Origin of the sequence: Halomonas sp. EF61, assembly GCF_040147045.1 — a bacterium.
Taxonomy (GTDB): Bacteria; Pseudomonadota; Gammaproteobacteria; order Pseudomonadales; family Halomonadaceae; genus Halomonas; species Halomonas litopenaei.
Genome location: NZ_JAMSHM010000001.1, coordinates 1,800,021 through 1,825,850 on the forward strand (window position 1 = coordinate 1,800,021; position 25,830 = coordinate 1,825,850).

At 59.2% G+C, this 25,830-nt stretch carries 22 protein-coding genes; 9 read left to right on the forward strand and 13 right to left on the reverse strand.

The window, feature by feature from the left end; all coding sequences use genetic code 11:
• Positions 1-181 precede the first annotated feature (181 nt).
• Together mobH and NFI08_RS07975 are read left to right on the forward strand one after the other, a co-directional pair.
• Entirely contained in the window at positions 182-1,963 is a 1,782-nt protein-coding gene (mobH, locus tag NFI08_RS07970; protein ID WP_045994469.1) for a MobH family relaxase, read from the forward strand.
• Positions 1,960-2,901 carry a tyrosine-type recombinase/integrase gene (locus NFI08_RS07975; protein ID WP_045994470.1) on the forward strand — a complete coding sequence of 314 codons (942 nt, stop codon included), beginning with the start codon at positions 1,960-1,962 and terminating at the stop codon, positions 2,899-2,901. The genes mobH and NFI08_RS07975 overlap by 4 nt, the downstream gene beginning before the upstream one ends.
• Positions 2,902-3,015: 114 nt before the next feature.
• Here the strand turns inward: NFI08_RS07975 and NFI08_RS07980 are convergent, their stop codons facing one another.
• Positions 3,016-3,894, reverse strand: a complete 879-nt coding sequence (locus NFI08_RS07980; protein ID WP_045994471.1) for an MBL fold metallo-hydrolase — start codon at positions 3,892-3,894, stop codon at positions 3,016-3,018.
• Between the two features lie 110 nt (positions 3,895-4,004).
• On the opposite strand from NFI08_RS07980, the gene NFI08_RS07985 reads away from it, so the two are divergent.
• Positions 4,005-4,955, forward strand: coding sequence for a GlxA family transcriptional regulator (locus NFI08_RS07985; RefSeq protein ID WP_045994472.1), 951 nt, complete (start codon positions 4,005-4,007; stop codon positions 4,953-4,955).
• Between the two features lie 430 nt (positions 4,956-5,385).
• On the opposite strand, the gene NFI08_RS07990 is transcribed toward NFI08_RS07985, so the two are convergent.
• Positions 5,386-5,937: an RpnC/YadD family protein gene (locus tag NFI08_RS07990; RefSeq protein WP_124805024.1), complete on the reverse strand. Its 552-nt coding sequence runs from the start codon at positions 5,935-5,937 to the stop codon at positions 5,386-5,388.
• A gap of 638 nt (positions 5,938-6,575) precedes the next feature.
• Here NFI08_RS07990 and NFI08_RS07995 point away from each other — a divergent pair.
• The 6 genes from NFI08_RS07995 (at position 6,576) to NFI08_RS08020 (ending at position 13,143) form a co-directional block, all read left to right on the forward strand.
• Complete coding sequence (locus NFI08_RS07995) at positions 6,576-7,658, forward strand: coiled-coil domain-containing protein (protein ID WP_045994473.1); 1,083 nt, start codon at positions 6,576-6,578, stop codon at positions 7,656-7,658.
• Positions 7,659-7,797: 139 nt separating this feature from the next.
• Positions 7,798-8,916, forward strand: coding sequence for a hypothetical protein (locus NFI08_RS08000; RefSeq protein ID WP_349588460.1), 1,119 nt, complete (start codon positions 7,798-7,800; stop codon positions 8,914-8,916).
• A gap of 76 nt (positions 8,917-8,992) precedes the next feature.
• Positions 8,993-10,936: an AAA family ATPase gene (locus tag NFI08_RS08005; RefSeq protein WP_349588463.1), complete on the forward strand. Its 1,944-nt coding sequence runs from the start codon at positions 8,993-8,995 to the stop codon at positions 10,934-10,936.
• Complete coding sequence (locus NFI08_RS08010; RefSeq protein ID WP_349588465.1) at positions 10,854-12,209, forward strand: DUF6638 family protein; 1,356 nt, start codon at positions 10,854-10,856, stop codon at positions 12,207-12,209. Before NFI08_RS08005 ends, NFI08_RS08010 begins: the two co-directional genes overlap by 83 nt.
• Positions 12,210-12,212: 3 nt before the next feature.
• Positions 12,213-12,479 (forward strand): hypothetical protein, encoded by a 267-nt coding sequence (locus tag NFI08_RS08015; protein ID WP_108448397.1) that lies wholly within the window; start codon positions 12,213-12,215, stop codon positions 12,477-12,479.
• A gap of 10 nt (positions 12,480-12,489) precedes the next feature.
• Complete coding sequence (locus NFI08_RS08020; protein WP_349588468.1) at positions 12,490-13,143, forward strand: DUF1523 family protein; 654 nt, start codon at positions 12,490-12,492, stop codon at positions 13,141-13,143.
• A 540-nt stretch (positions 13,144-13,683) separates the two neighbouring features.
• On the opposite strand, the gene NFI08_RS08025 is transcribed toward NFI08_RS08020, so the two are convergent.
• The 11 genes from NFI08_RS08025 to acuR all read right to left on the reverse strand — a co-directional run bounded on the left by NFI08_RS08025 (position 13,684) and on the right by acuR (position 25,704).
• A complete protein-coding gene (locus NFI08_RS08025; RefSeq protein ID WP_349588471.1) occupies positions 13,684-13,998 on the reverse strand; it encodes an RpnC/YadD family protein in 315 nt (104 codons plus the stop codon).
• A 30-nt stretch (positions 13,999-14,028) separates the two neighbouring features.
• Positions 14,029-14,736, reverse strand: a complete 708-nt coding sequence (locus NFI08_RS08030) for an Rpn family recombination-promoting nuclease/putative transposase (protein WP_349588474.1) — start codon at positions 14,734-14,736, stop codon at positions 14,029-14,031.
• A 177-nt stretch (positions 14,737-14,913) separates the two neighbouring features.
• Complete coding sequence (locus tag NFI08_RS08035; RefSeq protein ID WP_349588477.1) at positions 14,914-16,335, reverse strand: aldehyde dehydrogenase family protein; 1,422 nt, start codon at positions 16,333-16,335, stop codon at positions 14,914-14,916.
• Positions 16,336-16,405: 70 nt separating this feature from the next.
• Positions 16,406-17,368 carry an NAD(P)-dependent oxidoreductase gene (locus NFI08_RS08040; protein ID WP_348827467.1) on the reverse strand — a complete coding sequence of 321 codons (963 nt, stop codon included), beginning with the start codon at positions 17,366-17,368 and terminating at the stop codon, positions 16,406-16,408.
• Positions 17,369-17,527: 159 nt separating this feature from the next.
• Positions 17,528-18,463 carry a LysR substrate-binding domain-containing protein gene (locus NFI08_RS08045; RefSeq protein ID WP_349588481.1) on the reverse strand — a complete coding sequence of 312 codons (936 nt, stop codon included), beginning with the start codon at positions 18,461-18,463 and terminating at the stop codon, positions 17,528-17,530.
• On the reverse strand, positions 18,456-19,223 hold the full coding sequence (locus NFI08_RS08050) for an IclR family transcriptional regulator (protein ID WP_349588484.1): 768 nt from the start codon (positions 19,221-19,223) through the stop codon (positions 18,456-18,458). The genes NFI08_RS08045 and NFI08_RS08050 overlap by 8 nt, the downstream gene beginning before the upstream one ends.
• A 92-nt stretch (positions 19,224-19,315) precedes the next feature.
• Positions 19,316-20,932, reverse strand: a complete 1,617-nt coding sequence (locus NFI08_RS08055; RefSeq protein WP_349588487.1) for a GMC family oxidoreductase — start codon at positions 20,930-20,932, stop codon at positions 19,316-19,318.
• Positions 20,933-20,936: 4 nt separating this feature from the next.
• The gene (locus tag NFI08_RS08060) at positions 20,937-22,172 is read right to left on the reverse strand and encodes a mandelate racemase/muconate lactonizing enzyme family protein (protein WP_349588490.1); all 1,236 of its coding nucleotides are present in this window, start codon (positions 22,170-22,172) and stop codon (positions 20,937-20,939) included.
• A 96-nt stretch (positions 22,173-22,268) separates the two neighbouring features.
• Positions 22,269-23,693, reverse strand: coding sequence for an aldehyde dehydrogenase (aldA, locus tag NFI08_RS08065; protein ID WP_349588493.1), 1,425 nt, complete (start codon positions 23,691-23,693; stop codon positions 22,269-22,271).
• A 231-nt stretch (positions 23,694-23,924) separates the two neighbouring features.
• Positions 23,925-24,905, reverse strand: a complete 981-nt coding sequence (acuI, locus tag NFI08_RS08070) for an acrylyl-CoA reductase (NADPH) (protein ID WP_108448405.1) — start codon at positions 24,903-24,905, stop codon at positions 23,925-23,927.
• Positions 24,906-25,026: 121 nt separating this feature from the next.
• Positions 25,027-25,704: an acrylate utilization transcriptional regulator AcuR gene (gene acuR / locus NFI08_RS08075; protein ID WP_349588496.1), complete on the reverse strand. Its 678-nt coding sequence runs from the start codon at positions 25,702-25,704 to the stop codon at positions 25,027-25,029.
• Positions 25,705-25,830: the final 126 nt, after the last annotated feature.

The window sequence follows — 25,830 nt, forward strand, 5'->3', positions numbered from 1 at the left end:
TTCTCAATGAAATAAATTTCCTGATCAATACAATCATCTGCGCTTGGTTTGCATCCCATAGCTATTGCACCAGGGCAAGGAGTGCCCCGGAGTAAACCTCTCTCATCGCATTTAACGTTTCTGCTGGTGCCCGTCAAGGCCCAGCGTTGTGATGCACGGACTGCATCCAGAGGAGCGAGCATTGCGGATTCTCAACATTCTACGCGGCCGCCGCAGCGCGACCGACAGCGACAGCGTCCAGGATGACGCCGGATGGGAAAGCCCGCGTACCGGCGCTGAGCTTCTAGCCACGCCCTATCGACAGCAGCTGATCAGAGCGATTCAGGAAAGCACATCGCTGACTGCACCGGTGTTTGAGGCCTACGTCAAAGAGCCTCTGCAACGATACGCAGAGCGTGTCCAGCTGCTGCCAGCCTCGGAATCACACCACCATAGCTACCCGGGTGGAATGCTGGATCACGGCCTCGAGACCTGTGTGTTTGGCCTCAGGATCCGACGACAGCACCTACTCCCTCCGAAAAAGTCGCCCGAAAAGCAGTCCTCTACCGGTGAGCTGTGGAGCGTGGCGGTCATCTATGCTTGCTTGCTACACGATATCGCCAAGGTCATCGTCGACGTCGATATACACCTGAAATCCGGCCGAAGGTGGTGCCTGTGGGAGGGCATCATTCCCGACCAGTATCGCGTTCGCTATATCAAGGGGCGAGACTACTTCCTTCACGCTGCGGCCAACCCCCTCTTGTGCAAGGAGGTGATGGGCAATGCCGGGCTTGAGTGGTTGAAAAGCCAGCCGGAGCTGTTTGGCCTGGTGATGTACGCGATCAGTGGCCACTCGGAGCGCTCCGGGGTTGTCGGTGAGATTGTCAGTCAGGCTGACAGGGCTAGCGTGGCCAAGTCGTTGGGTGGCAAGGTTTCCAATATCGACAAGGCACCCCGGGAATCCCTGCAGAGCAAGCTCAAAGGTGCTATTCGCCACATCGTGACAGAAAAGATCCGCCTGAATGAAAAAGGCGCTCAGGGGTTTGTCACTCCCGAGGCGCTGTGGCTAGTGACGCCGCTGGTGCCACGAGAAATCAAGAGCTACCTCCTTTCCCATGGCATCGATGGCGTGCCATCCAATGAGTCTCGCCTCTATGACGAAATGCAGTCCCATGGCCTGATTATAGAGAACCCGGAGGGGCGTTCGGTCTGGAAGTGCAGGGTCGAGGTGGGAGAGTGGCAGACCAATCTTTCCATGCTCAAGGTTCATAAATCGCTCGTTTGGAGCGGTGATGAGGAGCCTGAGATTTTCTCGGGGAGTGTCGAGATCATTGACGTCGGTGAGAGTGGTGAAGGTAGTCAGCCAGCTAGGCAACATCGTAAAGATCAGGAGCCAGGTGACAAGCCTGCAACTCCAGAAACTTCAAGTGAGATGGCTGAGTCGAGTCGCACTGAGGAAATCCAGGATGATCTGGAAGCCTCCATTCTTGATATTGCAACAGGCGGCGATGAGAAAGAAGCGCCAGATTTGGAGCCGCAGCCAAGTCGTAATCCTGATGAGGATGTCGAGAACCTTACGGGTCAGGCATCGCCTGGACAGTCGTCATCCGGGGAAGAGTTTCTCGCCTGGCTGCGAGGCGGGTTGAAAACCCACAAGATTTTGATGAACGACTCCAAGGCTCTGGTGCATGCCGTGGATGGGATGTTGATGGTGGTCAGCCCCAAGGTGTTCAAGCGCTATTGTCAGGAGGTGAGCGGAGAAGAGAAAGGCTGGAAAGAAGTTCAGGATTCATTCCAGAAGCTGAAGCTGCACAAGAAAAACAAGGATGGCGGAAGTTTTCACAAGGTAAGGGTGGTCGGTCCAAACAAGAAGTCGAGCACGCTTTCTGGGTATCTTGTGGGTAAGGATGACCTGATGGAGGAGGGTAAGGAGGTTTTTGATAACCCCTTTATTGACCTGATTGATGGGAAGCCTGAAGAATGAAAACATTTACCTTTGATGACTTGCTGCAATCCTATTTTTCTGAGCGCTGGCTGACCGAAAGAAGTCGCATTTCCTATAGCGTTCCGGTGAAGCTATTCCGGAGGTTCGTGGGCCAGGATAAGCTGCCTGCGGAGGTGACCCGTGATGATGTCAGGGAGTGGAGGGAGTTCTGCTTCTCGGAGGAGGGTAGAAACCTCGCACACTCAAGTTGGAATAACTACTGCCGGCACAACCGAATCCTCTTCAAGCATGCGATCGATCACGCCTTGATCGACATCTCGTTCAATCCTTTTGCCAAGATGGAGGTCAGCTCTCCCAAAAAGAGAAAGAAGACCCTTAGCAAGCGGCAGGTCGAAATGGCACGTGAAGCTATTGGCCTGTATAAAAAGATGGAGTGGTACCGAAAAAAGCCCTCAGTACTTCACCCTGTCTGGTTTTGGGAGATCGTGTTCGAGACGTTCTACCATACGGGCATCCGTCTGACTCAGCTGTTGCTGATGAAGCCTGAGGATATCAACCTTAAAAGTCGCGTGCTCACCGCTACCTGGCAGGGGGCCAAGAACAACCGCGAACACTTTGTCCCTATCTCCAATGCTCTCTACCCGCACCTAGAGAACTTGATGAACTCGGCCAAGATGGTGGGTATCCAGCGTGGCGAGCAGCTCTTCAATGTGAACCGATTCAGCGTTCGGCACCGAATGGAGACGATGGACTCCTGGCAGGTGGAGAGCTTCTATCAGAAGCTCTCACAGATTTGCGGCTACCAGATGAGTCCACACCGATTCCGGCATACCCTGGGCACTGAGTTGATGAAGGAACCGGACCGCAACCTACACATCGTCAAGGCGCTGCTTGGCCACAGCAACATCAGCACGACGCTGGAGTATGTCGAGGTCGATATCGGCAGCCTGCGCAGCGCCATCGAGGGGCGTGTCTAGGGCACTTGATGTCAAGGCCTGCCTTGTACTTTAACCCAGCCCCTGGTGCTGCCAGGGGCTGGGTGGAAACCTACCGATATGTTGGACGAGAGCTTCTCTTGTTCCGATGGCTGGCTAGAACGACACAACTTCGCCGTCGGCAGGAATAAGCACGCGATCTGCAATGTCATTATCTTCCACGTACTCACCCAGTTCCTCACGGGTCAGGGTCATGTGATTCACCGCGTCCATATGCACCGCGATGATGGTGGCATTTGGAGCCGCTTGATAGGCGCGCAGAGTGTCTTCCTTGCCCATGATGATCGGGTCGTTCTCGAAGCCGGTGAATTCGGCTGCACCAGCATTCAGCACGATTACCTCGGGCAGGTAGCGCTCTAGCGCCTGGTCGACCTCGTCACGCCAGACCGTATCCCCGACCACATAGGTGGTCTGGCTGTCTGGTGCCTCGAAGACCACGCCCATTATTTCGCCGAGTGCCTCCGCAAGCTCGGGGACGGAATAGATGGCGTCGGAGCCGTGCTGGCCGCCAGTGCGGTGTAGATCGACCCCGCCGAACTCGGCAGTGCCATCCAGGACTCGCACGTCCTCGAAGCCTTGTGAGCGAATCAGTTCGGCATCGGACTGGTGTTGGGCGAACAGCGGGATATCCTTGGGCAGCAGGGCCTGGGCAGCATCATCCCAGTGATCCAGGTGGGTGTGAGTGACGATGACCGCGTCTACGCCATCGATCACCTCCTGCACTGACATCGGCAACTCCACCAGGGGGTTGCGTAGCTCACTGCGATAGGTGCCATCGAAGCCGGGATAGGCACCCTTTTCGGCCAGCATGGGATCGATCAGGAAGGTGGTCTCACCATAGGTGATCTTCACCGTGGCATTGCGGATATGTTGCACCTGCAGGGTTGTGTCCTCTGCTAGCGGTGCGGCGTAGGACGCGCCGCTGGCGAGGGCGGCGGCCAGAAGCAGGGGGCTGACAAGCGTCTTGAATGACATCGAGGTTCTCCGCGTATGGTGTTGGATGGAGCACACTGTAGGAGAATCTGCTTGGCCAGATAATCGGCCCAGGAGACAATAATCGAAAGAATTGGGCCAAGAGAGGCATTATGTCGCTTCCCCGCGTGGGGCTGATTCTCTATCCGCACTTCAGCCCCTTCCATTTCTCGGTACCCTATATGGTATTTGGCACGCCGTCCCCCGAGGGACCCCTGTTCGATCTGTGCATCGTGGCACCGACGGGACAACAGCTAGAAGCCGAGCGAGCCATGACGGTGCGTCCCGATGGTGGTCTTGAGCTGCTGGAGAAGGTGGATATCGCTGTGGTTCCCGGCTGGCACGACCTGGGTGAGCCACCGGCGCCGGAGTTGCTCGAGGCCCTGGTACGCTGCCATGAGAGGGGCGCCCATGTGGTAGGGCTCTGCTATGGGGCCTATGCCCTGGCCTATGCGGGGCTGCTGGATGGTCGGCGGGCCTCGACCCACTGGCTGGCCGAGGAAGATTTCAGCCACCGATTCCCCGCCATCGCGCTGGATACCAATGCCCTCTATGTGGAAGACGATCGCCTGGTGACCTCTGCTGGGACGGCCGCCGGGCTGGACTGCTGCCTGTTCCTGGTGCGCGAGTACCATGGGGCTCGGGTCGCTAACCAACTGGCCCGGCTGCTGGTGGTGCCGCCCCACCGGGAGGGAGGGCAGGCGCAGTTTATCGAGCAGCCGATGGCCGCCTCCACCCAAGACTCCCAGATCAACCTACTGCTCGACTACCTGCGCACACACTTGGCGGAATCGCACAGCATCGATGCACTGGCCGCTCGCACCAACATGAGTCGTCGCTCCTTCACCCGCCACTTTCACCGCGCCACTGGCATGACGGTGGGGGAGTGGTTGATCAACGAGCGCCTGAGGCGAAGCTGTGAGCTGCTGGAAACTACGACCTTGCCGATCGACCAGGTGGCAGAGTGCAGTGGCTTTAACACGGCGACCTCGCTCAGACAGCACTTCCAGCAACGTTTCCGCGTGAGTCCCAGGGAGTGGCGAAGGGCTTTTGGCATCAGGTAGAGACATCAGGGGTGGCCGCACAACCCGTCAACTCACCTGCATTATACGATCGTCTGAATTAGTCCGCCCTGATGCAGGTTGACAGCTGGGGCCTCGTCCTCTTCAATAGCTACTCGATGATGCCGTGTGATGCTGGTGATAACTCCTGATCTCCCAGGCTGTCCCTATACGCATTTCACGAAGCCTTACGCCAGGCGTAATGCACTGATTTTTAACGGTTTTTGGTGGTGTGACTTGTAATCAGTAGGTCCCGGGTTCGACTCCTGGTGCCGGCACCATCAAAAGATGGTTATGGATCAACGACTTGCTGCAACATCAAAACCGCCCATCGAGGCGGTTTTTTTGTGCGTGGGTGAATCATGGTGTTGTGCCCGACGGGGCGGGGCACTTCAGGCGTGCTGCTGGTGTTCGTCACCTACGCCGGCCCGGCCTAGCGCTTGAGTTCGTCTCTCAGCGTCCTGACCTGCGCGATGTCCAGCCCCGACAGATCCGCCACCGTCTGGTCATCTAGCTGAGTCCGCTCGATCATGTTGCGGGCGACCTCCAGACGAGCCTTCTGTTCGCCCTTCTGTTCGCCCTTTTGTTCGCCCTCCTGCAGTCCTTCCTGACGTCCTTGCTTGCGGCCTTCCTGGCGGCCTTCTTCAAGACCCTGTTGCTTCCACTGCTCGGGCCATCGTTTTGCACGCTCGGCCAGCATGTTGTGTACCTCATTGAGTTTGTTGAGATTCTGCCACTCGGTTCCTTCGCTCTCGGGTATCCAGTTGGGCAGCAGCACGCGCTTGATCCAGATGGCGAAGTGACGGCGCAGACGAGTCTGGTCCGGCGCTTCGAGCCATCTTGCCAGCAGCCCGATCAGTTCGACCGCCTCCCTGGTGCCACGGTGGTGTTCCAGTCGAAATATGGCGTCTACCACGTTGCGTGCCTCCGGCGACCAATGCTCCGAGTCCACGATGGCGCCTTCGTCCAGCAGAAGATAGGGCATTCGTGGACGGTATCGCTCCAGCTCCCTGGGCACGCTTTGCACGAGGTCCGATACGTCGACGCGGCGTTCCAACGCTTCTCTCCATTGTAGATGAAGCCTGTCAGGAGGACTCGATATTGAGCATTGAGTGCCCGGGTTAGGCTGTAGGAGATGGTTTTACTTCTTGATCCACATCATGAAGTTGTATGGCTTTCTCGATGGCGCATTATTCTTGGTGGCGAGATTGACCTGATGTTTGTTTGTCTCTTCTGGTTACCGCTCACCATTCACGAATCATTGTTGTTGTGTGTGGCAGCTGGCAATGGCCAGTCATGATGGTAAATCATGTGTTTTTTGTATGTTTATTTGTGAAATCTTACAGGTTTGCCACATCCGGGATTAGGCGATGCTTTGAAGAAGATATCGCTGATATTGCAAAGTTTACGTGTACTTTTATTCAAGACGTAGGAATAGGATGGGAGAGAAAGTCGTCCTGACTGAAGGTGTACAGGTATATCACAGGACACATGGTTTTCTCGAAAAAATGTGGCGTTTTGGTTGCTGTATATCTCAAAAGCGGTATAGGCGCAGTCAAGGTTAGGATTTGGGTCGCGCTAGATGCCTTTTATCCGGACAGATCACAGGGAAATATCGAAAAAATGAAGAAATCCCATTTCGATACCATGATTGAAGAATCGAGCAACAAGGTAAAAGAGTCGCAGCGAAAAATCGCCGAGGTCACTGCCAGTGTTGAAGCCGCTCGTGCCCGCGCAGATGCAGGAGACTCAGTAGGCTTCAACATCGAAGTTGCTACCTTGGATGACGTTCATGCCCACACCGAGACCATGAACGCCAATATCGCAGAGTTGATCATGGGGCTTGATGACACTACTGCCGGTTTTTCCAAAGATTTTGACGAAATGCGCAACAAGTCCAGTATGGAGAAGTTCGTCGGAATCTTTAGCAAGGGGAAGGCTGAGTCCATGCGTCAGGAGCGAATGAGGAGCGCAAGCATAGACGAAAAGCTGCAGGACCTCATCGCCAAATCCGACATCATCGTAAAACTTCTGGATGGCCAATTACAGGAGCTCGAGAGCCAGCAGGAAAAGGTCCAGAAGAATCTGGAACGATCGCTGGGTGATAGAGAGGCAGCGGTAGCAGAGCTTGAGTCGCTGAGAGCCGAAATAGAGGCACTTGACCCACAGCTCATCGATCTGGAGAGCAAGATATCCGTGGAGCAGGATGCAGCGCAGCGTACTCGCCTGGAAACCGAGCTTGCAGACACGAATACACGCTACAACGCGCTGGTCCAGGATGAACAGGTCAGCATCTCCCGCTCGCAAACGCTCGAGCGCTACATCGAGAAGGGGAAAACCTGGTTGGACAGTCTTCAGAATCAGGCAGCGACTCAAAAGGTGCTGATCAACAAGCTCCAGACAGATACTCAGCAAAGAGTTGTGCTATATGACGCCCTGAGTAAGTCGTTGAAGACGGCTCAGCAGCAGGACGTAGCGCACAGGATCAACGAAATTGGCTCGCAGACAGACCAGGAAGCTCAGACTGCGATGGCGGGCATCGGCAGTGCAACCAACCAGCGCATGGCCGATATGCTCGAAGCACATGAAGGCCAGATGGTGTATGCAAGAGACGTCCTGGAGAAAAAGGCCCGCGCTGACGAGCGCTTTGCTCGAAGATTTTCAAAGATCGTCGAGAAACATGACAAGAATCTGTATGGGCGTTGAGGGGTATGTTCCCCATTACTCGAGACGTGATAGGTAGAGGTTTTATACCAGCTTCCTTCTGGAGGCGATCATTCGGTGAATGATGTCATCGTTGAATGAAAATGATGTGCTAGCCGGTACTCACCGAAAAGAGGGTGCGATGGATTCGTCAGATTGTGATCATCTTGAGTTAGTTGACGTGTATGCTTCGCGTCATTACTTTCGGAGATTCAGCGAGATCCTCCAGCGGCTCGAGCGAGTGGCGGCAGCCATGCATGCCGGCGATCAACTGAACCGCATAGATGCAAGAGCACTGACGGATTATCTGAAGCGTCTTGATTTTACCTTTGACGCCTTGAGCACCAAGTATTTGATGGTGGGGCAAACCCCCTCCCGGAGTCTCGGTAGCCTCACCGTGGACCGGCGCGAGAGTGGCTTTCCGGTCGCCAGCGAGTTGATGCGTATGGCTAATGACGCTCAGCAAGCTTCACGCCATCTGACAAATATGCCAAGTACACGCGAACTCAAGGCTCAGATGATTCGCACCATCCTTGGTGAGTGCCGTTCGCCTACCCGACTTCAGTATGCCATGTCCCAGCGACTCTATTACGAGGAAATCTCTCGAGGCGTTCTTTTCTGGATTCAAAATGACCCTCAGTGCGAGATGCTGGACAGTGACGGTGGGCGAAGGCGTTTTTTCATCCATTGGGCTGTCTATGACAGCCAGGTCAATCTGCCTGTCATCTACTTGATGGAGGTCGATGACAGTGGTTCTGTTCCTCTGCCAAAAGACGAATACCGTTGGCCAGCTGTCCAGGCTCACCTGATGGCCCAGTCCCTTGCTGGACTGACATTGCTGACCATTGCCCGTGGGTTGGATGCGGACTTCGATGACGTTCATCCAAAACGGCTCCACCGCTATCACATTGGGCCCATGTACTCGTCCTCCTATACCGAGCAGGCCGGACCGTTGCGGCAGATTCTCGAGCAGGCCTGTCCAGGGGGAGAGGACGATTGGGCCTTGGCCTGGACCCAGGAGGAGCTCGATAGTGATGGGACGCAAGAAGAACGTAGTGGATGGTTCAGTAAGGTCGAGCGCGAAATCTTTGCCCTGGACCCTTTCTCTGATGGTGCAGGTCATTCCGGAGCTACTCGTACGTTACGCTCCATCATTTTGCCTCAGCGTCCGTATCAGGTTCTGGCTGAGCTGGCCCCCTCCGGGTTTGCCGATGTGCAGAAGTTTGTGGTCAGCCCATCGGGACAGGTGCTGCACTTATAACACGATGACGGCGCCGTCCTGAGGTGCGAAGCAACAATAGATAACCGTGGCAGGAAGGCCCGGTAGCGAGGGATAGATGAGTCTTGACAGCGATCAGATGGAACTGCGCGAAGATGATATCCAGAGGCACTACGCTGCGGCTGAAAGGATGCTGGAGGGCTTTGATCACAGTCCTCGTATCGCCCGCCCACGGCAGCAGCTTACGCTTGACGAGAAAGAAATATCTCCAGGTATAGGTCGTGCTCGCAGGCTTCGATCGACCACGCCGGGGCTCGCCACACGCTCCACGGGGCGCCCGGATGGAGTGCACTTGGGGGAACGGATAGCGACAAGCAATGGAGGAGACCCATTGATGTCTCCGCTCCAGGCGACCGTCCAGCATGGCCTCCGGCGATCCATCGCGATTGCTCTGGCGATTGGCGAATGCTGGGCCGAGCGCAATGGGTTGCTGGAGCTTAAACAGGCCAATCTCTCTGGCTCACTGGCTTCATCGCGGCGTACCGAGTTCACGGAGCTGCTTGCCGCCGAGGCGCTGATCTCCACCCATGTTCTTGCCAACGCCTTGGCATGGCTATTGCTCGATCATGGCAGCGAGACACAGGTTGAGGTGGGCGAGTTACAAGAACTGGTTACTGACAACGCTCAACTGGCTCTTCATGGTGTCTTGTGGGAACTGGATCAGATTGTCGCTTTGCATGCCAGCGATGACGTTCACCTTGTTGCCGCCCTGCTTGCCTGGACCGAACAGTTGTTGGAGAAGGTGGTTCTAAGAGCAGAGAACGCTCCGCGACTGGGAACCTTCACCGCCAGCGTATGGAGAGTAGAGACAGATAGGCTCACATTGAGAGGTTTCGAGCCGGCGCGTCGAGGTGGATCCAGTAATTTGAACATGGTGTTCAAGCGACCTGAAGAGGTCATCGGTAATCATATCGCCAAGCACCAGGCGCAGAGGCTTGCCCGTATGGTGATGGCGTACGACTTTGAACGTCGCATGAACCCCTTCGCCGAGCTGGGGGGGTTTATCTTCACCTTCATGGGGGACGGTAAACCAGGCACCGGCAAGACCACTCTGATCCAGATGATGGCGGGATTGATTCATGACTACTGTCAAGTGGCGGGTTACTCCTTCCGCTACCAGAACTTCGGTGTTGACAATATTGACAGTTATCAAGGCAAGTCGGGACAGAACGCCAAGGCCTTCATTCACCATGTCATGGATCCTTCGGTGATAGGATTTGGAACTATTGATGATATCGACCAGATTGCTGGAAAACGCGGTGACCGTCAGTCCTCCGCCGGGCAGCAGGAGGTGACTGCCGTGTTGATGGAGGCATTTGCCGGCGCCAATACCGTGGTAAGAGGGAATTGTACTTTCGGAATGTTTTCGAACTATCCGGAAAATGTCGACGACGCTCTTCGCCAGCGGGCGGGTGCCAGATTTTTGGTTGATGGACCAAAAACCAGAGAGGACTATATCGATATTCTGCATCTTTTGCTGGGCAGCCACCATGGTATCCCACTCGGAAAGCACGAACTCTATTCTTCTCAAAGCATAAAGCAAGCAATCGCTCAATCCTTTTCTTCCTACAATAGGCCTGCTGAGCCACGCCTGAAAGAGGTTCTTGAACGAGTTTTCGAGAAGTTCGGCGATATTGATTCAATTGCTGCTTTGGGGACATATCTTAAGGAGATTCAACAGGTTGATGAGAGATTTACCGGCCGCGCAATAAAAAACATAAGCGACGCGGTTAAAGTTCGCTCGATGGATTTCGATATACCTGATGAGTGGATGGAGGTTCCGGATGTCTTTCTGGCCAAGGACTATGAAACGAAGAAGGCGATGATTTCAGAGCTTCGTGTCCCGATCACTTCAAATATGGTCCTTCAGGAAATCAATCGCTACGCCGACAGCGAGTTTCGCTATGCAGGAAGCTCCGATGAAGCAGCGATTGATGCCTTGGTACGTGATATGGAACGTCGTCACGAAGCTCAGCGTCGCTTCCAGGATGGCAGAGGGTGATCCTATGCAGCGGCTGATCGAAAGTGGTCTGATGTATTCCAATCTTTTCCACGTCGACTCGCCTGTGTTGGTGGATCGCTACAACAGAGCACTCGAGCACCTGACTGGTGCGACCACCCAGCTTTCCGAGTTTCATGTTGATGTTTCCGGGTATTCTCCGGAGGTTGGTTCAGAGTTGGGTGATCATCAGTACTTGAATCATGGCGGAGTCAATCGTCAATTCATTCTATTGAGTAACGAACAAGGCCGATGCCCCTTGCTCAACGCCCATTTTTCCACCAGTCGACAAATCTTGAACCGATTTATCAGAGAGAACGAACGACAACTATTTGCCTTGACAGCGACCGACGCCATAGCCGGTGAATTGGAGAATTCTGTTTTCAGTGTCGAGAGCCCCCGGGACCTTTTCGATATTCGTCAAATCAAGGTGGTTGCGGACACGACGAATGGCACCATTGCCAAGGCAGGCCACCTTGCCAGGCTGGTGGATCGTTTCCACGATGAGAAGGATGGCTGGTTCAATGAACTACTGATCAACGAAATGATCGATGTTGCTCGTTGTACTGGTGATGTCACGCGGAACCCGATCCAGCTCCAGCATGCTGTCTTCGAGCAGAGGAATTTCTGGACGTCTTTGTTTGGCGGTCTGTATATCTTTCAAGATATGGAGAAGCCGAGTGTTGTCGTGCGCGAAGAGAAGTACCGGCGCCAGCTGCCGTCGGCGCTTGTAATGCTGCTCGATGATCGACGTGATGTGGCCCGTTTTTTGAGTGACAACGAGCTTGTCGAGACTGTCGTCAAGTTTCCAGGCGATGAGGGTGTTGCTGTCCTGCGCCGAAAGCTGGACCTTATGCTTGGTCTGGAGTTGGCGAAAAAGTCTGTTGATTCAACTGGACATGCCGGGTCTCGACTACGTCGTCTTGCGGCCCGCAATGGCGTCTCACTACCCATGGAGTATGAAGGGCTGGCGTCCATTGTCCGGTGGGCAGAGGCCGGTGGAACAAGGCCAAAGGTTGGCATAAGTCATCCCGCCTACTTTGCCACCCTTCGTGCTGCTGATACGCCGGTGAAGGATCTGGTCAATATGCTGCTGGCGGAACTGGTTCCGAATGACGTTCTACAGCTCTACATCTGTCACAAGGATGAGTTCTATCGCCGCTACCGCAGCTGGCCGCGTGAGGTCAGAGATTTTTCCGTCGATGCTATTGTTCGTGAGTATATCTCCGATAAAGACTCCGCTCGCGCCATGCTATTTGGCAGTAACAAGGAATAATGCGTGATTGCTTTTGCTCGCCTGATCTTGGTCGTCATGGTGCTTATGACGATCTGCTATATCATTGTCAATGTTTACCTTTTTTTTCGTTGGCGCAAGGGGCTTGAAGATGAATGGAAAAGGCGTTCTTCAGCGGGTGACGAGAGAGTCTTTGTGCGCAGATCGATGCGTCGGTATCGTCGCCGCTGGCGGCCTATATTGATATCCTTGATTTATATCTTTCCCGTCACGTTGATGACTGTTTTGGTGTTTGTTATCAATTTTTTCTAGGGGGCAGTCAATGGCAATCGTGAAGTGGAGTTTCTGGGGTGTTTTCTGGCTGATGGTCGGAGCGGTCATGCATTATAGCCTTCCCCAGTATGACGTCGTTCGTATCGTCGATACCTACGAGAAGCGACAGGATATCAATGATTGGACGCGCATCTTTTGGTCTGATCCGGATGATTTGACCAATACGCTGGAAAATCGTGATGTTCAGTTCATACAAGCAGTTTTCCCCAGTGGTAAAGCGATCGTCTATCGCAATGAGGATACCGGCTGGAGCTGGCCACCTTACTTCAAGTTCGATACCGCAAATCTTTATACGGAGGCCAGTGACCGGATTTCGACACGGGCGGATCCTCAATGGGTTTCTATCATGCATTACGGTTGGCGCAACCAATTCTTTTCCATCTTTCCTAATGCTGTCTCGATTGAGTCGGTCGAGGGCCCGAATGACAAGCCATTCAATTGGTTTACATACGGTTTTCTGGTGCTGATGGGAAGCGCTGTCGCTTTCTTGTGGCGAGCCTGGGTGCGCTTCAGGCGGCGTCATCTCGACCCGGTGATGGAGGAAGTCGAAGGTGGCCTCGATAGTGCTGGTGAAGCTGTAAATCATCGTTGGCACCGTCTGCGCCGATGGCTGGATACATGGAAGGGCCGCCACAGGCGCTAGGTGTCGGGTCGCGGATCAACCTCGGTTCTAGGAAAAACCGCATTGAAGGCAGTGTACTCGGAAACAGCGTCCGCGCACGCCCTGCTCGAAGTGCTTTGGCATCAGACGCAACGACGGTGGAACAGATCGCCGAGCGCTGCCGGCAACGCTAGACCTATTGGCAGATTGCCCAGGCGCTGGGGATTGGCTAGGGCTTGTCTGAAAAGTGCCTGCGCTCGGTAATACGGCGTTAAAAATCGGCTGGTGCGCCAGCCCGGTCAAAATGCTCATTTACACCCCGTAAACTGCGCTTTCTCACCGATTTTTGCCTTGTCTAACCTTCGCTCGTCGACTTTTCGGACAGCGCCTAAAGCACGGTGGCACGTATTCTCAAGCGCGAGTGGGCCTATCCCTGGTTTTACGGAGCTCGGAGGAGTGAGGCCAGCAGCTGCGCGCCTGGCTTCATCAGGACAACTGGCACCGACCACATGCCTTCCTGAATGATCAGTCTCGCGTTGGCCGGCTGGCCCGTTCCGTGAACAACCTGGCGGGTTTTCACACCTAGCGTTTGAGTTCGTCTCTCAGCGTGCTGACCTGCGCGATGTCCAGCCCCGACAGATCCGCCACCGTCTGGTCGTCCAGCTGAGTCCGCTCGATCATGTTGCGGGCGACCTCCAGGCGAGCCTTCTGTTCACCCTTCTGTTCGCCCTTTTGTTCGCCCTCCTGCAGTCCTTGCTTGCGGCCTTCCTCACGTCCTTCCTCACGGCCTTCCTCGCGTCCTTCCTGACGCCCTTGCTTGCGGCCTTCCTGGCGGCCTTCTTCAAGACCCTGTTGCTTCCACTGCTCGGGCCATCGTTTTGCACGCTCGGCCAGCATGTTGTGTACCTCATTGAGTTCGTTGAGATTCTACCACTCGGTTCCTTCGCTCTCGGGTATCCAGTTGGGCAGCAGCACGCGTTTGATCCAGATGGCGAAGTGACGGCGCAGACGAGTCTGGTCCGGCGCTTCGAGCCATCTTGCCAGCAGTCCGATCAGTTCGACCGCCTCCCTGGTGCCACGGTGGTGTTCCAGTCGAAATATGGCGGCTACCACGTTGCGTGCCTCCGGCGACCAATGCTCCGAGTCCACGATGGCGCCTTCGTCCAGCAGAAGATAGGGCATTCGTGGGCGGTATCGCTCCAGCTCCCTGGGCACGCTCTGAACGAGGTCCGATACGTCGACGGCGGCGTTCCAACGCTTCTCTCCATTGTAGAGCACGACGGGCAGCACCGGGGGCAACCTGGCGTGGGGCGAGAGCTTCTGCTGCTTGATCAGGTCCTGATACAGGAGGCCCACGTAGGTCATGATGCGCAGCGCCATGAAGGGATCGATGGTGCTCTGGAATTCGATCAACAGATAGACGTAGATCCAGTCATCGCCGAAGCGTGCGCGCCAGATGACGTCGGACTCCCGATCGCGCAGGTCGTCGCTGACAAAGCTGCTGCTGACCTTCTCCAGTGAGTCGAGGTCGAGATGCGCTATCCAGTCCTCCTTGATGAAGCCTGTCAGGAGGTCTCGAATGACTCTAGGTTCGCTGAACAGCAGTTTGTAGCTGTGGTCGTGCTGGTGGTTCATGGGATATCAGCCGCCGACTGGCGAGAGCCAGTAATGGAAGGAGATGGCAATCATCCTGGCGGCTAATGGCTGGCATGTACGGCTACGGAGTCGATTGGGTGGAAACCTGACCAAATGTCAGAAGTTTGAGCAAAGTCTTGTTCAGATCTTTTTAGAGAGAGGCGTAGTGACAAGCCCTCAGCCCCCCAGGATGGCCTTGGTTTCCAGATATTCCTCCAGGCCCTCTTCGCCCCATTCGCGACCGTGGCCGGATTGGCCGTAGCCGCCGAAGGGGGCATCGAAGGAAAAGTCCGCCCCTTGCAGGTAGCACTGGCCGGCCTTGAGCCGGCGGGCGATGGGCAGGGCGGCTTCGGCGCTGGCGGCGTAGACGGCGGAAGACAGCCCATAGGGCGTGTCGTTGGCGATCTCGATGGCCTGTTCCAGGTCGTCGTAGGGAATCAGGCACAGCACCGGGCCGAAGATTTCTGAGCGTGCGATCGCCATGTGGTTGCTGACGTCGCTGAAGAGGGTGGGGCGAACATAGTAGCCCTGCTCCAGCCCCTCAGGGGCCTCGGTACCACCCAGCATCAAGCGCGCTCCCTCGGCGATACCCTGCTGAATGTATTGGCGTACGCTGTCGCGCTGGCGCCGGGACACCAGCGGCCCCATGGTGGTGGCGGTGTCCGCCGGGTCGCCCACCACCTGCTCCCGGGCGACCGTCAGGGCGATGCGTTCGGCGTCGGCCAGACGAGAACGTGGTATCAGCATGCGGGTGAAGGCGTCGCAGGTCTGACCACTGTTGGCCATCACGTTTTCCACCCCGAAGCGCACCGCCCGGGGCAGGTCCGCGTCCGCGGTGATGATCAGCGGCGACTTACCCCCCAGCTCCTGGCACACTCGCTTGACCCCGGCGGCGGCGTTGATGGCCACCTCGATACCGGCGCGGGTGGAACCGGTGAAAGACACCATGTCGACCCCAGGGTGGCTCGCCAGCAGAGGGCCGATCTCGTTGCCGGAGCCCGTCACCTGGTTGAAGACCCCGGCGGGGAGGCCGACGCTCTGAAAGATCTCGGCCATGATGAAGTCCTGCAGCGGTGTCTGTTCGGCTGGCTTGGTGACCACGGTACAGCCTGCCGCCAGGGCCGGGGCCAGCTTGCCGATCAGCTGATGCAGTGGGTAGTTCCAGGGGTTGATCAGCGCGCACACGCCGACCGGCTCGCGGACGATGGCGACGCCATTGCGGCGTTCGATCTCTTCGGAACGCAAGGCCCGCTCGGCGTAGTAGCGCATGCCTTCGATGGGGCCATCCACGTGCATGGCGGGTGTGATCTGGACCGGGCAGCCCAGGGTGATGACGTGCGCCTCGACCAGGTCTGCGTGGCGCCTTTGCATCTCGTCGGCGACGGCGAGAAGTATCTCGCGCCGTTGCCCGGCGGGGGTCGCCGACCAGTCGGGCAGAGCGCGCCGCGCCGCCTCGACGGCGGCGTCGATGTCCGCTCGGTGCGCTCTTGGCACCGAGGCGCACAGATTCTCGGTGGCAGGGTCGAGGATGCCAAAGCGCTCGCTGTCGCTGGGCGTGTGCCAGCGGCCATCGATAAAGAAGTGTTCTCTGTAGTGCATGGCGAGGTCCTCGTTGGCTCGGATGATGATCAAGACCGGCGTATGCCGTCGCGGTCAGCCTGGCAGCCCTTTATCCGGACCTGCCGCGCACGACCACTTCATGGCCGACCTCTTCCGGCTCGGTGTCGGTCAGTTCGGCGGGGAAGCCGTCGCCGAGCACCTCGACGCCGCAGGCGTCCTCGAGGCGCCGGATGATGTTGGATGACCACTCACGGGAGCCATAGCGCTCTTGGCCATCCTGAAAGATGTCGAGCAGCAGCGGCGATATCTCGAGGGGCACCTCGAGGCTTCTGGCCAGGGCGTCGAACAGGCCCACGTCCTTGAGCACCAGATCCATGGTGAAGCTGATATCGCGGCTACCGTTGAGAATGACCTGGGATTCGGTCTCGTGGACAAAGGAATTGCCCGAGGAGATACGGATGGCCTCGAAGGCGGTGTTCATGTCCAGGCCGGCCTTGCGAGCCACGGTCAAGGCCTCGGCCACCGAACACAGGTTGGCGGTGGCGAGGTAGTTGGTCAGTACCTTGAGCATCGAGGCCGTGCCCAGAGGTCCGGTGTGCAGGACCCGACGCCCCAGGGTGGTCAGCACCGGCAACACCCGTTCAAAGGTGTCGCGATCACCGCCGGCGAAGATCGAAATGTTGCCGGTGGCGGCGCGGTGGCAGCCGCCGGAGACCGGTGTCTCCATGGCGAGGGCGCCGGTGGCGGCGACCCTGGCGGCAATGCGTACCAGTTCCTGTGCATCGGTGGTGCTCATCTCCAGCCACACCTTGCCGGCAGAGAGCCCGGCGATGACCCCATCCTCGGCTTCCATTACCGCGCTGCAGGCGCGAGGAGATGGCAGGCAGGTGATGATCATGTCGCTGGCCTCGGCCACTGCTCTGGGGCTGCTGGCGGCGGCAGCGCCCTGGTCGATGAAGCGTCGAGTGATCTCGGGGTCGAGGTCGCGGATCGTGACGTGATAGCCGTTGCGCAGCAGGCTGCCGGCGAGCTTGCCGCCGACGTTGCCAAGTCCGATAAAGCCGATGTTCATGGGAGGTCATCTCATGCCGGTGAGCCGATCACCTTGCAGTGACATCCTTGCGCGGGGGCGGATGAAGTGCTGCAGGTAGGCTTCACGCTAGGCACGGCGGGGGCAGACGACAATTCATCTTTTCTTGGTGATTGGTCACTTTTGTTGAGTGAAGGCGACTCAGTCCCGCTGACTCAGCAGCCAGGTGCTGAAGGCCTCCACTCGCGGATCGTCGGCCAGATGGGAGGGGGAGGCGATGCCCCATTCGCCGCTGGCGGGCTGTACCTTGCCCATCGGGTTGATCAGCCGGCCCGTGGCCAGGTCATCCTCGGCGAAGGGGCCATTGACCAGGGCGACGCCTTCACCTCGGGCGGCCATCTCGAGCGCCGCCGCCAGGGTGTCGACCTGAAGGGCGCGTGGCGGCGCGGGCCGTATGGCAGGAGGCGACTGGGTGTCGAACCAGCCCTGCCAGCTCCAGCTCTCGGTGTAGACGCTGATCAGCGGGAAGGCCTGCAGCGCCTCGGGGGATAGCGGCAACGAATGCCCCATCACCAGCGAGGGGCTGCACACAGGGGGCAGCGTCGAGGGAAACAGCGGTGTCCAGTCAAGTCGAGAGGGTAGTGGGCCATCACGGAAGAGGATGGCGATATCGGCGTGGGCGCTGTCGAAGGTCCAGTCCAGGCTGTAGGTCTTTATCCTCAGTTCGGTCTCGGGATAGCGCTGGTGAAATTGTGCCAGTCGTGGGGCCAGCCAGCGGATCGAGGTGGTTACGTAGACCTGCACGCGCAGAGGCTCAAGGCAGGGCTGGCGACGCAGTGTTTCGGCGCCCAGGATCAGCGCTTCCAGGGCGTCGCGCACAATAGGGTAGAAACGTCGCCCGGATGCGGTGAGCTCGATATGCCGACCCCGGCGGGCGAACAGTTTCGTCCCCAGGCTCTGCTCCAGACGCTGTATCTGGTTGGCGATGGCGGGGTGGGAGAGGTGCAGCTCCTCGGCTGCGGCGCGCAGGCTTGATAGTCGCGCCGCGGCCTCGAATCCCTTCAGCGCACTCAAGGGCGGCAGGCGATCCAGCGGCAGCGGTGCCGTGGATGTCCGATGACGCGGGACGTCAGACAACGCGGGACGACAGCTGGCGCGCGGCCTGCACCAGGTTCTTGGAGTAGCGGCGCGCCTCCTGGGGGCTCAGGGTGTCGCTGCTGATGGCGGCGCTGATCGCTGCGATGGGCTCGTTGCGCAGGTTGAGCACCGGGGCGGCGATGCAGCTGACGCCCTGCTCGGGCGCGCCGTTGGAGGTGGCGTAACCGAGCCGATGGGCCCGCCCCAGTTCCGCCATGACGCCTTTCACTCCCTTGTTCTCTGGAGCAAGACCAAGCTCGTCGGCGAGATAGCCCTGCCAGGAGTCCTCGTCGCGCATCGCCAGGATGATCTTGCCACTGGCGGCTTCGTGCAGCGCCATGGTCTTGCCGACGTAAAGGTTGAAGCTTGCGCCGCTGGCACCGTCGATCTTGGACACCACCACCACCTTGTTGCCGATGGGCACGCACAGAAAGATGGTCTTGTGGATTTCGTTTTTCAGGATTTCCGCGATCGGATAGAAGTAGGGTATCAGGCTCTGCTTGTTATAGATGGTGGAGGATATCTGGAAGATGCGTGAGCCGATGCAGTAGGACTTCTTGCGGCTTGGATCCTGGGCCACCAGATGGTGGTGAAGCAGGGCGTTGATGACACGGTGACCGGTGGCCGGCGAGATACCGGTAGCGTCACAGATTTCCGAAAGCGTCATGGGATAGCTGGTGGCCGCCAGCAGGTCCAGGATCATGACGCTATGATCGACCGCCGGAGCCTTGGTCTTTTCCGAGGTCCTTTCCGAATTCATGATCAGCCGCGGTCTCCAAAACGCGAATGCGAGGACGAATGCAGATGACTCGTCCGGTCAGACTCAGGGGCGATGTGGCTCCTGGGCGTCGTTCAGATCGGGTGGTCCTGAAGGATCAGGTCGGCCCCCTTTTCCGCCACCATCATCACCGGTGCATTGAGGTTAGCCGAGGTGATGTTGGGAAAGATCGAGGCGTCGATGACCCTGAGCCCCGACACGCCATGCACCCTGAGACTGCCATCGACCACCGCCTCGCGAGTGTCGGGCCCCATGGCGCAGGTACCGCACAGATGATAGATGGAGCCTGCGTTGGCGCGAAAGTACTCTAACATGCTTTGGTCATCGTGGACGGTATCCGCCGGGGTGACCTCGGCGTCGATGACGGCACCCAGGGCCGCCGTTTCTGCCAGCGCGCGAATGAGCCGGCTGCCCTGAATGGCCTCGTCCTGATCTCGTCGGGTTCCCAGATAGTTCGGCCGGATCACCGCCGGCTCATTGGCATCGGCGCTGGCCAGCTCGATGGTGCCACGACTGTCGGGACGGCAGGAATTGAAGGCCAGCAGGAAGCCGGAGTAGGCATCCGCGGTCAGTGTCGTGTCCGGCGGTGCCGGGATGCGATAGGACAGCGGGTTGAAGTAGAGCTGGATATTGGGCGCGGATTCGTCGGCATGGCCGCGAAAGAAGCCTCCGGCCTGGTTGACGCTCATCGCCAGCGGGCCGCTGCGATTGATCAGGTACCTCATCGTTGCCCTGGTCAGGCCGGGCAGAGAGTTGAAGTCGTCGTTCAGGGTCCGGCAGTTGGCGCGATAGAAGTAGCTGACGGCCAGGTGATCCTGCAGGTTTCGGCCCACGCCGGGTAGCTGCTGGAGCGCTGCGATCCCGTGTTGTCGCAGCTTCTCGCTGTCCCCGAGCCCCGATAGCATCAGCAGCTTTGGCGAGTCCACCGCACCGGCGCAGACGATCACCTCGCGGCGTGCGCGCAGGGTCTTCAACTGGCCCTGCTCTCGGTATTCAATGCCGCTGGCGCGACGCTGATCGTCGAACAGTACCCGTTGAACCTGGCTGACGTGCTTGAGGGTGAGATTGGAGCGCTCGAGCGCCGGCTTCAGGTAGGCGGTGTTGCTGGAATCGCGACGGCCTCGGCGGATGTTCGTCTCATAGAGACCGGCACCTTCGATGGAGGGGCCATTGAAGTCGTCATTGAGCGGGTAGCCGAGTTCATCGGCAGCCCTGAGGTAGGACTGGCAGATCGGATGGGCGATTTCCTTCAGCGGGGTGATGCCGATCAGTCCCTGGCTCGAGTGGAATTCGGTATCGCCTGCAGGGTGCTGCTCGAGTTTCCTGAAATAGGGCAACAGCGCCTGGTAGCCCCACCCCGGGTTACCCGCGCGCTCCCAGTCATCGAAGTCCGATGGCTGGCCTCGCACATAGATCATGGCGTTGATCGAGCCCGATCCTCCCTGGACCTTGCCCCGGGGTGTGTAGATCCGCCGGTTGGCCAACGCCGGCTCCTCGGCGCTGTAGTACATGTAGTTGTAGCCGGGGTGATAGTAGGTCTTGGCAAAGCCCACCGGCACCCGAAGCCAGGGGGAACTGTCACGGCCGCCGGCCTCGACGATCAGTACCTTGTGGCGTCCGCTGGCACTCAGCCGGTGGGCCAGCACGCAGCCTGCGGAACCTGCACCGACGATGATGAAGTCGTAGTCCATCGCCTCAGGCCTCCGGTCGGGTCTTCCAGCGGGTGCAGGACTGCTGGACGACGTCGTAGGGCGTGGCGTCCATGCTCAGGTGCAGGCGCTTGCCGGTGTAGGGTGAGTGGGCCCTGACCACCGCCATGTCCAGTTCCACCCCGAGCCCCGGTCGATCGGAGGGAATGATAAAGCCGTCACTCCACTCGATCTTGGCTTCGAGCACCTCGGCGTGGAAGCCGTCCCAGGTGCCGATGCTCTCCTGGATCAGGAAGTTGGGTGTGGTGGCGGCGAGCTGAATGCTGGCCGCCGCACCCACCGGGCCGTTGTACAGGTGGGGCGCTATCTGGGCGTAGTGGACCTCGGCCAGGGCGGCGATCTTCTTGCCTTCGAGGATGCCGCCGACCCGGCCAAGGTTCATCTGCAGGATCGAGGCGGCCTGGTGGCGCAGCAGGTCATGGAACTCGTACTTGGTGGTCAGCCGCTCACCGGTGGCCACCGGGATGGAGGTATGGTCAGCGACTCTGGCCATGGCCTCGCTCTGGCCGGGTGGCACCGGCTCCTCGAACCACAGCGGGTCAAAGGGTTCGAGGCGCTTGGCCAGGCGGATCGCCGAGGCCGGCGTCATCTGGCCGTGGGTACCGAACAGCAGGTCGCAGCCGTTGCCGACCGCCTCACGGATGCGCTGGCAGAAGGTTGCGCTCTTTTCCAGCGCCTCCAGTGACAGCATATGCCCGCAGTAGGCGGTGTAGGGGCCCGCCGGATCGAACTTGAGCGCGGTAAAGCCGAGGGCCTTCTGCTCCAGGGCGCACTCCACCGCCAGCTCGACATTGTCGTAGTCATAGTCGCCGCCGGGGGCCCGGGGGTAGAGATAGGTGTAGGAGCGCAGCCGGTCGTGGAGCTTGCCGCCGATCAGTGCATGTACCGGCTGGCCGGCCGCCTTGCCGACGATGTCCCAGCAGGCCATCTCGAGGCCGCTGAGCACCCCCATCATGGTCAGGTCCGGGCGCTGGGTGAAGCCGCTCGAGTAGGTCTCGCGATACAGCCGTTCCAGATGGTGGGGATCCCGTCCCTTCAGGTAGCGCTCGAACACGTCCTCGATGGCGGCGACCACCACTTGCGGGTGGAAGGTCGCCGCATAGACCTCGCCGACGCCCTCGATGCTACAGGCGGTTCCCAGTTTGACGAAGATCCAGTACATGCCGCCGATGTGGGGCGGAGGTGTGGCGACCACATGGCTTTCACAACTGACGACTTTCATGAACAGCGAGTCCTCTGAAAAGGGCAGCAAGCTAGCCGGCCGCCAGGCGCAGACGCGGCGGTGATGGGCTTGGGTGTGGGGTGGCGCGGGATGGCGTCAGTAGTTCAATACCACCAGCCGGGTCTGGGTGTAGTCCAGCATGCCGTGCTTGCCGTCGTCGCCACCGAGGCCCGAACGCTTCCAGCCGGCGTGGTAGCCCTGGTAGGGGTCCGATGGGGTGCGATTGATGTAGACCTCGCCTGCCTCGATGTTGTGTGCCACCTTCATGGCGGTGCGGTAGTTCTCGGTGAACACCACCGAGGCAAGGCCGAACTGGTGGTCGTTGGCCAGCGCCAGGGCTTCATCCACATCGGCGTAGGTCAGCACCGGCAGTACCGGTCCGAAGATCTCTTCCTGGACGATCTCCATGTCCTGGCGGCAGTCGGTCAGCAGGGTCGGCGGGTAGAAGTGTCCGGGGCCAGGGGGAATCGCGCCGCCGGTGGCCAGGGTGGCGCCGTCGTCGATGGCACGTTCGACCATCTGGTGGACATTGAGGCGGGTGTTCTCGTTGATCAGGGGGCCCATGTGGCTAGGGGCCTCGGCACGATTGCCGAAGGTGCAGGCCTCCATGTTGGCCTTGAGCAGGGCGATGAAGGGCTCGGCGATGGACCGATGCACGTAGACCCGCTCGATGGCGGTACACAGCTGGCCGCAGTTGGTGGTCTTGGAGGCCACGATCTGACGGGCGGCCTGCTCGAGGTCGGCGTCGGGCTCGACGATGGCCGGTGACTTGCCACCCAGTTCCAGCGACGACTTGGCGATATTGACCTGGGAGTACTCCAGCACCTTGCGGCCAGCGCCGACGCTGCCGGTGAGGGTGATCATGCCGACCCTTGGATGGGTACACACGGCCTCGGCGGTGGCGTGGTCCATGCTCAGGATGTTGATCACCCCCGGCGGGATCTCGGCCGCCTGGACGGCCCGGGCAATTTCGAAGGCCGAACGCGGAGTGTTGTTGCTCGGGCGCACGATCACGCTGTTGCCGGTGATCATCGCCGGTGCAATCTTGCGCAGCAGGGTGAAGACGGGGTAGTTGAAGGGAATCAGGCAGGCCACCACGCCGATCGGCTCCCGAGTGAGCAGCAGGCTCTCGTCTGGGGTGTCGCTGGGCACGATATCGCCCTCGATCCGTCGCGCCCATTCGGCGTGGTAGCGGGTGATATCGGCCGCGTATACCGCCTCGTTGGTGGCGTCCTCGAGGCTCTTGCCCGACTCTTCGGCCAGCGCCCGCCCAATGGCCTCGCGACGCTCCATCAGGGCGTCGGCCAGGCGCTGCATATGTACCGCCCGCTCGGCACTGGTCAGCCTGCGCCAGTGCTTCTGGGCCCTGGCCGCGACCTCGACAGCTTCCATCGCCTGGGCGTTGGTGGCGGCCTGTACCTCGCCCACCATCGCTCCCGTGGCGGGGCAGTAGACCGGGATCATGCTGGCCTGGGGAGCGCTGACAAAGTCGTTGTTGATGAAGTTCCCATCGGTGCTCATGGCTGATTCCTCGTCAAGTTCAAACCAGCCTAGGAAGCGACCCTGAGGGCGTCAAGAAAATTCCCTATGTAGAAATAAAATTCCGCATATGGAATATGTGGCGGTGTGCTGGTGCCTGTATGCGAGCCGGCAGGAAGCCATGACAGCGCCAGGTAAGGCCCGAGAAAGCGCCGAGGAAAGCAACATCAGGCGCCCTGCCGGCGACGGCCAGCAGGGCACGTGTCATCGGGCCTAGCGGGTGGCGACCACCACGCGGCCTCTGACCTTACCTTCCATCAGGCGCTCTGCGGTGGTGATGGCCTCGCTCAGCGGGATCTCGCTGGCGATGTCGTCGAGACGCTCTTCAGGCATCAGCTCGGCCAGGCGCTGCCAGGCTTCCAGGCGAACTTCTCTGGGCTGCATCACGCTGTCGATGCCGGCCAGGGTCACGCCGCGCAGGATGAAGGGCATCACCGTGGCGGGAAGGTCCATGCCCTGGGCCAGGCCGCAGGAGGTCACCGTGCCGCCGTAGCGGGTCGAGGCCAGCACATTGACCAGGGTGTGGCTGCCGACGCTGTCGACGGCACCCGCCCAGCGTTCCCTGGCCAGGGGCTTTCCGGGCTGTTCGAGCTCGCTGCGGTCGATGATCGAGGTGGCGCCCAGTGCCTTCAGATAGTCCGCCTCCTCGACCTTGCCGGTGGAGGCAACGACTTCGTAGCCCAGCTTGGCCAGCAGGGTGATGGCAAAGCTGCCGACGCCACCGCTGGCGCCGGTGACCAGCACCTCGCCCTGGTCCGGGGTCACCCCGTGGCGCTCCAGCGCCAGCACCGAGAGCATGGCGGTGTAGCCGGCGGTGCCGATGGCCATGGCGTTTCTGGTGCTGAAGGCTTCGGGCAGCGGGATCAGCCAGTCGCCGTTCAGCCTAGCCTTCTGGGCCAGCCCGCCCCAGTGCTTCTCGCCGACGCCCCAGCCGTTCAGGACCACCCGGTCACCCGGCTGGAAGTCCTGGTGCTGCGAGGCTTCCACCACGCCGGCAAGGTCGATGCCCGGGACCATGGGGAAGGACTTGACCACCGGGCCCTTGCCGGTGATGGCCAGCCCGTCCTTGTAGTTCAGGGTGCTGTAGTCGACGTTCACGGTCACGTCGCCCTCGGGCAGGGCCTGGTCATCAAGTGCCTCGATGGCGGCCTTCTGAGTGTCGCCTTCCTTGCGGATCACGATGGCGTCGAACATGGCGGTCTCCTTTTTAGACGGTTTGTCTATAAATTGGCGCAAGCAGTATCAGGGCGCCGTATACGACCCCGCAGGAGCGGGCTCTCGGTTCAGTGTCGGACTATTGTCAAGTCAGGTAGGCTTAGTTCAGTTCATGGCGACGGACGACCCTGGCGTTGGGTGTCAGGCCCGAAAAGAAGCTGTCGGTGAACACATCGATCGGGCGCGGGCTGCGTTCCAGTCTGGCGCGCATGATGGCGCCCTCCCAGCCGATCCAGAAGGCCTCGGCCAGCCGGTCAGGGTCCCTGTCGGAGGCGATATCGCCGTGGTGGCGGGCTTCTTCCAGGCAAGCGGCGAGACGTCGTTGCCAGTCGGCGAGCGTGGCGATCAGCCGCTCGCGGTAGTCCGGCGGCAAGCCAGCCGCCTCCTGACCGAGATTGCCTACCAGACAGCCACGGCGATAGTCGTGGCGTGCCATGCCGGCCTTGGCATCGTCGACAAAGGCCTGCACGCGCTCGAGCGGTGGCCGGGAATCGTCTTGCAGATGGCGGTCGAGCTTGTCGGCAAAATAGCGCCCGTAGCGCTCGAGCACCGCCTGGCCGAAGGCTTCCTTGCTGGCAAAGTAGTGATAGAAGGAACCCTTGGGCACCCCGGCACGCTTGAGCATGCCATCGAGCCCCGCGCTCAGAAAGCCGTGTTCGGTCAGGGTCTCGAGGCCGCTGGCGATCAGCGCCGCTCTGGCGTCGCCCTGGGTGGCGCCGACGCTGTAGTCGGTCTTCGGCGGTCGCCCCCGGCGCCTGGCTATCGTCGGATTGGTCATGCAATGATTTTAGACCAGGTGTCTATAAAATCAATGATGGGGCTGACCACGAGGGCAAACGAGAAGACACGCGAGGGTGGCCACGGGGGGCGACAGCGTCACCTGACACGACACCAGCGGCCCGGT